The organism is Streptomyces sp. CB03234, from assembly GCF_001905885.1.
Classification (GTDB): domain Bacteria; phylum Actinomycetota; class Actinomycetes; order Streptomycetales; family Streptomycetaceae; genus Streptomyces.
In genome coordinates this window covers 1,367,501-1,373,731 of sequence record NZ_LIYH01000002.1, presented here as the reverse complement: position 1 = coordinate 1,373,731, position 6,231 = coordinate 1,367,501, and the positions used below count along the sequence as shown (strand labels likewise).

Genomic DNA, 6,231 nt, shown 5'->3' with positions numbered 1-6,231 from the left:
GTAATCGGGATGAACACCACGAGAGCGGTGCGACCAGGAGGAATAATCCCGGTCGCACACAGCGTCCTCGCTGTGTTTTCTTCAAAGGAACCTCGACCATCCGAAGATGGACGGGGTATCAACTAATCTGGCGTTGATTTTTGGCACGCTGTTGAGTTCTCAAGGAACGGACGCTTCCTTCGTACTCACCCTCTCGGGCTTTCCTCCGGGCGCTTCCCTTCGGTATTTCGTGTTTCCAACCTTACCAGATCGTTTTTCCGTTCCGTTTCCGGTTCGGATTCAGTTTCCGGCGGCCGTTGGAGGGCCTTTGCCTTTCGGCTGGACCGACTTTATCAGAGATTCTGAGTCGGAATTCCGGCCCCTCCTGGGCACCCTGTCAGGCACACAGGTGTGCCGGGTTCCCGATCAGGCGGAGCCGTAAACGTACTGGAGCGGGGCGCCCCGATGCAAATCGGGGGCCCCGCTCCGCAAGCGAGCTGGTGGGGCGTCAGACCTCGACGACCACCGGGAGGATCATCGGGCGCCGGCGGTAGGTGTCGGAGACCCACTTGCCGATCGTGCGGCGGATCAGCTGCTGGAGCTGGTGCGGCTCCGCTACTCCGTCGGCGGCCGACCTGGCGATGGCGTCCTGGACCTTCGGGATGACCGCGTCGAACGCGTTGTCCTCGATGCCGGAGCCGCGGGCGTGGATGTGCGGCCCGCCGGTGATCTTGCCGGTCGTGGAGTCGACCACCACGAAGACCGAGATGATGCCCTCCTCGCCGAGGATGCGGCGGTCCTTCAGGTGCACCTCGGTGACGTCGCCGACCGAGAGGCCGTCGACGTACACGTACCCCGCCTGGACCTTGCCGACGATCTTGGCCTTGCCGTCGACGAGGTCGACCACGACGCCGTCCTCGGCGATGACGATGCGGTCCTTGGGGACGCCCGTCAGGGCGCCGAGCTCGGCGTTGGCACGGAGGTGGCGCCATTCGCCGTGGACCGGCATCAGGTTCTTCGGCCTGCAGATGTTGTAGAAGTACAGCAGCTCGCCGGCCGAGGCGTGGCCCGAGACGTGGACCTTGGCGTTGCCCTTGTGGACGACGTTGGCGCCCCAGCGGGTCAGGCCGTTGATCACGCGGTAGACCGCGTTCTCGTTGCCCGGGATCAGGGAGGACGCCAGGATCACGGTGTCGCCCTGGACGATGCGGATCTGGTGGTCCCGGTTGGCCATGCGGGACAGGGCCGCCATCGGTTCGCCCTGCGAGCCCGTGCAGACGAGCACGATCTCGTGGTCCGGGAGGTCGTCGAGGGTCTTGACGTCGACGACCAGGCCGGCCGGGACGCGGAGGTAGCCCAGGTCACGGGCGATACCCATGTTCCGGACCATCGAACGCCCGACGAAGGCGACTCGTCTGCCGTACTCGTGGGCCGCGTCGAGGATCTGCTGGATGCGGTGCACGTGGCTGGCGAAGCTGGCCACGATGATGCGCTTCTGGGCGCCCGCGAAGACCGAGCGCATGACATTGGAGATGTCGCGCTCGGGCGGGACGAAGCCCGGGACCTCGGCGTTCGTGGAGTCCGAGAGGAGGAGGTCGATGCCCTCCTCGCTGAGGCGCGCGAAGGCGTGCAGGTCGGTGAGACGGCCGTCCAGCGGGAGCTGATCCATCTTGAAGTCACCGGTGTGGACGACCATGCCCGCGGGGGTGCGGATGGCAACGGCCAGCGCATCCGGGATGGAGTGGTTGACCGCCACGAACTCGCAGTCGAAGGGGCCCAGACGCTCGCGGTCGCCCTCCGAGACCTCCAGGGTGTACGGACGGATCCGGTGTTCCTGGAGCTTGGCCTCGATGAGCGCGAGCGTCAGCTTGGAGCCGATGAGCGGGATGTCCGGCTTGAGCCGGAGCAGGAAGGGGACGCCACCGATGTGGTCCTCGTGACCGTGCGTGAGCACGATGCCCTCGATGTCGTCGAGGCGGTCCTTGATGCTGGTGAAGTCCGGAAGGATCAGGTCGATGCCGGGCTGCTCCTCCTCGGGGAAGAGCACGCCGCAGTCGACGATCAGCAGGCGGCCGTCGAACTCGAAGACGGTCATGTTCCGGCCGATCTCGCCGAGACCGCCGAGCGGGGTGACGCGCAGGCCGCCCTTGGGCAGCTTCGGGGGCGCGCCCAGTTCAGGATGCGGATGACTCAAAAGACTCTCCTCACCACACGCGCCACGTACCAGTGAGGCACGTGGCGCGTGTGACATTCGTGCACTTGCTGTTGTCAGGTGATTGTTCGTATTCAGTTATGAAGTCTGTGGCTACAGCTGTACCCCGCCGGCGGCGAGGTCGATCTTGAGCTGAGCGGTTTCCTCCGGGGAGAGCTCCACCAGCGGCAGGCGCAGCGGCCCGGCGGGGAGGCCCTGGAGGGTGAGGGCGGCCTTGGTGGTGATCACGCCCTGCGTACGGAACATGCCGGTGAAGACCGGGAGCAGCTGCTGGTGGATCTCGGTGGCCTTCTGGACGTCACCGGTGAGGTGGGCGTCGAGGAGGGCGCGGAGCTCCGGGGTGACGACGTGGCTGACGACGGAGACGAAGCCGCAGGCGCCGACGGAGAGCAGCGGGAGGTTGAGCATGTCGTCGCCGGAGTACCAGGCGAGGCCGCTGCGGGCGATGGCCCAGCTGGCGCGGCCCAGGTCGCCCTTGGCGTCCTTGTTGGCGACGATGCGGGGGTGGTCGGCGAGGCGGACGATCGTCTCGGTGTCGATCGGGACGCCGCTGCGGCCGGGGATGTCGTACAGCATCACGGGGAGGCCGGTGGCGTCCGCGATGGCGGTGAAGTGGCGGAAGAGGCCCTCTTGCGGGGGCTTGTTGTAGTACGGGGTGACGGCGAGCAGGCCGTGTACGCCGGCGCGTTCGGCGGCGCGGGCGAGCTCGATGGAGTGGTGGGTGTCGTTGGTGCCGATGCCGGCGACGACGTGGGCACGGTCGCCGACCGCCTCGAGGACCGCTCGTACGAGCTGGTCTTTCTCCGCGTCGCTGGTGGTCGGGGACTCGCCGGTGGTGCCGCTGATGACCAGGCCGTCGTTGCCTGCGTCCACCAGGTGGGTGGCGAGCCGCTGAGCGCCTTCGAGGTCGAGTGCGCCGTCCGCCGTGAAGGGCGTGACCATAGCGGTGAGGACCCGCCCGAAGGGGGTCTGCGGAGTCGAGATCGGAGCCATGGGTAACACGCTACTCGCTGCTCTGCCCGCCGGGTCCCCTCGGGGGACGTGAGGGAGGTGGAGCCCGGCACTGCCTGCTCGGGGGTTCAAGCAGTGCCGGGTCCGTTTGATCAGCCTAGATGAACTTCTCGAAACGCCGCAATACGGACACTTCAGGCGGATGATCCGTACATCTGTGCCGTGCCGTGACCTGGGACGACTACGGAGCGACGCGGCCGTTGGCGTTGAAGGCGGCGTACGTGAGCGGCATCAGCCGCGCCCACTCCTGCTCCATCTTCTCCCCCACCATCTCGATCTCCCGCTGCGGGAAGGACGGGACCTTGGCCAGCTCGTGCTGCGTACGCAGGCCGAGGAAGTGCATCAGCGAGCGGGCGTTGCACGTGGCGTACATCGAGGAGAACAGGCCGACCGGGAGGACCGAGCGGGCGACCTCGCGGGCGACGCCGGCGGCGAGCATCTCCTGGTACGCCTCGTACGCCTGGACGTAGGAGGTCTCCATCGTGCGCTCCACGAGGGCCTGCTGCTCCTCGGTGCCCTCGACGAAGACGTACTTGCCGGGGCGGCCCTGCTGGACGAGCTTGCGGGAGGCGTCCGGGACGTAGAAGACCGGCTGGAGCTCCCGGTAGCGGCCGGATTCCTCGTTGTAGGACCAGCCCACGCGGTGCCGCATGAACTCGCGGAAGACGAAGATCGGGGCGCTGATGAAGAACGTCATCGAATTGTGCTCGAAGGGGCTGCCGTGCCGGTCCCGCATCAGGTAGTTGATCAGACCCTTGGAGCGCTCGGGGTCCTTCGTGAGCTCCTCGAGGGACTGCTCGCCTGCCGTGGAGACGCGGGCCGCCCACAGGACGTCGGAGTCGGCGGCGCTGTGCTTGACCAGCTCGACGGTCACATCGCTGCGGAAGCTGGGCTTGAGGTCTTCGGCGGGGGTGTCGGTCACCGGCGGGGTCCTTCCAATTGCATCGCTCGGGCGGCGCCCACTCTACGGCCCGGCACTGACAGCACATGAATCCCTTGAATTCGGGCACCGAGAGGGGCACCAAACCGCTGCTTCGCGCGTCTGTTCCTGTAGCAGCGTCCATCACGAGTTTTCAAGGAGGGTTCTCACACATGTTCCGCCGGCGTGAGGCAGTCCCGTTCGCGTTCGTCGCCGAGGCCGACCGCTTCCGCAGTAACGTCACTCCCCCGGCTCGGCAGCGTCCCAGCCTTTCGGAGGTCGCCGGCCGTACGCTGATCGGGCTGACCGTCGTGGCCGGTCTGGTCGGGTCGCTGCTCTTCGGCCTTCCGGCGATGGAGTCCGGCCCCGCCAGCACCGGTCACAGTCAGCAGTCCGAGGCATCCCACGGACGTTGACGCGGGGACTGCCCCGTACGGCCACCCTGGGGTGGCCGGGCGTCGGACCGCTGGGTAGCCTCACCCGGCACAGCCCCATCGAGCGTGCGTATGAGTGAGGATCAGCCGTGCCCCTGCCCTTCCTGACGGCCGACCGTGGTTTCGACACCGACGAGGACGTCGCGCTGCCGTTCGACGACCACGATCAGTGGCGCCGTCCGTACCGCCCGGGGCCCTGGCGGGTCGCCGCGGCGGCGGTGGCACTGCTGCTCGCCTCGTTCATGCTGCTGGCCACCATGATCATCGCCTTCGCGGGGGCGCCGTCGGCCGCGATCGTGTGCTTCGGGCTGGCGGCCCTGGTGGTCGTCTGCGCACTGCGCATGCTGCGCGTGGGGACCTGGGTGAGCCGGCACGGTCTGCGGCGCGTCGCGTTCTTCCGGACCACGACACTGGCCTGGGCGCAGACCACCGACGTACGCACCGTCCAGCAGCCCGTGCGGTGGCTCGGGCTGCCGCGCACGGTGCAGGGGCAGGCTCTCGTCGCCGTACGCAAGGGTGGTGAGCAGCTGGCGCTGCTCACCGACCACAACGCGGACTTCCTGGCGCGGGTCGAGGCGTTCGACCGGGCGGCCGACACGGTCGAGGCCTGGAGCGCGGAGTACGGGCGGTCCTAGACACCGTACGGCTTGTCGCTCTCGACCGGGCTCCGGTCCTCCTCGGAGGGCCGGAGCCCGGTCGTCTCAGCGGGTGAACCAGGCCTTGCCCTCGGCCGAGGCGAACGACGCGATGACGACGGCGGCCAGCACGAGACCGGCGATCACCGGTCCCCCTCCGCCGGAGAACAGGGTGAACACCGCGCCGGCCATCAGGATCGCCTCGATGACGATAACGGCGATCCGGACCCAGTTCAGGCGGCGCAACGCCAGGACCGCCGCGGCGATGAGCGCCGCGGCGGCCAGCAGCGACACATACGCCATGGCACGCAGGACACCGGCGTCCTCGTCCTGTCCGTGGTCCACTCTGTCGCTCACCAGGGAGAAGATGAGGACGGCGGACACGACGTTCATCAGGCCCTGGAACCACACGAACGCCAGGGCGAACTTGAGCTTGGTGGGCATCCGTTCGGGCGCCGCTTGCTGGGACATGACAGGCTCCCCCCTCATCGGTAGGGAGAGCATGGACGGCGGCGTACCGGCTGTCCATACGCCGCGGAAGCGTAGATGTGCCGACTGTGGCCGTCTGTCGCCGCCTCGGTCAGGCCCGGGTCGGGCGGCCCTCGTGGAGGGCGATCGCGTGCTGCATCGCCTTGCGGGCGCGCGGGGTGTCGCGGGCGTCGTGGTAGGCGACCGCGAGCCGGAACCAGCAGCGCCAGTCGTCCGGTGAGTCCTCGGTCTCCTCGCGCCGCTTGGCGAAGACGGCGTCGGCGGAGTCCCGGTCGATGCGGCCGCCGGGCGTGCGCTTCAACTCGTCGACGGGCAGGCCGCCTTCGGCTTCCAGTTCGGCGGCCAGGCGGTTGGCCTTGGTGACGAACTGGGTGTTCTTCCATAGGAACCAGACGCCGATGACCGGCAGGATCAGCACCGCGCAGCCGAAGGTGACGGTGAGCGCGGTGCCCTGCTGGATCAGCATCACGCCCCGGCTGCCGACCAGGACGAAGTAGACGACCAGGACGGCAGCCGTGACGAGATACGTGAGCTTCGCGCGCATGACGGCGA

7 protein-coding genes are annotated in these 6,231 nt (G+C 68.0%); 2 read left to right on the top strand and 5 right to left on the bottom strand.

The window, feature by feature from the left end:
* Positions 1-487: 487 nt before the first annotated feature.
* From AMK26_RS13155 to thyX, 3 genes are all read right to left on the bottom strand, one after another.
* Positions 488-2,173, bottom strand: coding sequence for a ribonuclease J (locus AMK26_RS13155; RefSeq protein ID WP_073754685.1), 1,686 nt, complete (start codon positions 2,171-2,173; stop codon positions 488-490).
* A gap of 111 nt (positions 2,174-2,284) precedes the next feature.
* Positions 2,285-3,184, bottom strand: a complete 900-nt coding sequence (gene dapA / locus AMK26_RS13150; RefSeq protein ID WP_073754684.1) for a 4-hydroxy-tetrahydrodipicolinate synthase — start codon at positions 3,182-3,184, stop codon at positions 2,285-2,287.
* A gap of 199 nt (positions 3,185-3,383) precedes the next feature.
* Positions 3,384-4,124 carry an FAD-dependent thymidylate synthase gene (gene thyX, locus AMK26_RS13145; RefSeq protein ID WP_073754683.1) on the bottom strand — a complete coding sequence of 247 codons (741 nt, stop codon included), beginning with the start codon at positions 4,122-4,124 and terminating at the stop codon, positions 3,384-3,386.
* Positions 4,125-4,294: 170 nt separating this feature from the next.
* Here thyX and AMK26_RS13140 point away from each other — a divergent pair, with 170 nt between their 5' ends.
* Positions 4,295-4,537 (top strand): hypothetical protein, encoded by a 243-nt coding sequence (locus tag AMK26_RS13140; protein WP_073754682.1) that lies wholly within the window; start codon positions 4,295-4,297, stop codon positions 4,535-4,537.
* 107 nt (positions 4,538-4,644) lie between these two features.
* Positions 4,645-5,190, top strand: coding sequence for a hypothetical protein (locus tag AMK26_RS13135; protein ID WP_073754681.1), 546 nt, complete (start codon positions 4,645-4,647; stop codon positions 5,188-5,190).
* 66 nt (positions 5,191-5,256) lie between these two features.
* Here AMK26_RS13135 and AMK26_RS13130 read toward each other — a convergent pair whose 3' ends face one another.
* Together AMK26_RS13130 and AMK26_RS13125 are read right to left on the bottom strand one after the other, a co-directional pair.
* Positions 5,257-5,661 (bottom strand): hypothetical protein, encoded by a 405-nt coding sequence (locus AMK26_RS13130; protein ID WP_079277557.1) that lies wholly within the window; start codon positions 5,659-5,661, stop codon positions 5,257-5,259.
* Between the two features lie 109 nt (positions 5,662-5,770).
* Positions 5,771-6,223 (bottom strand): hypothetical protein, encoded by a 453-nt coding sequence (locus tag AMK26_RS13125; RefSeq protein ID WP_073754680.1) that lies wholly within the window; start codon positions 6,221-6,223, stop codon positions 5,771-5,773.
* Between the last annotated feature and the right edge of the window lie 8 nt (positions 6,224-6,231).

Bases quoted from the DNA above. Each gene is read 5' to 3' on its own strand.
- AMK26_RS13125 (WP_073754680.1), bottom strand. From the start codon at position 6,223: ATGCGCGCGAAGCTCACGTATCTCGTCACGGCTGCCGTCCTGGTCGTC.
- AMK26_RS13140 (WP_073754682.1), top strand. From the start codon at position 4,295: ATGTTCCGCCGGCGTGAGGCAGTCCCGTTCGCGTTCGTCGCCGAGGCC.
- AMK26_RS13130 (WP_079277557.1), bottom strand. From the start codon at position 5,661: ATGTCCCAGCAAGCGGCGCCCGAACGGATGCCCACCAAGCTCAAGTTC.
- dapA (WP_073754684.1), bottom strand. From the start codon at position 3,184: ATGGCTCCGATCTCGACTCCGCAGACCCCCTTCGGGCGGGTCCTCACC.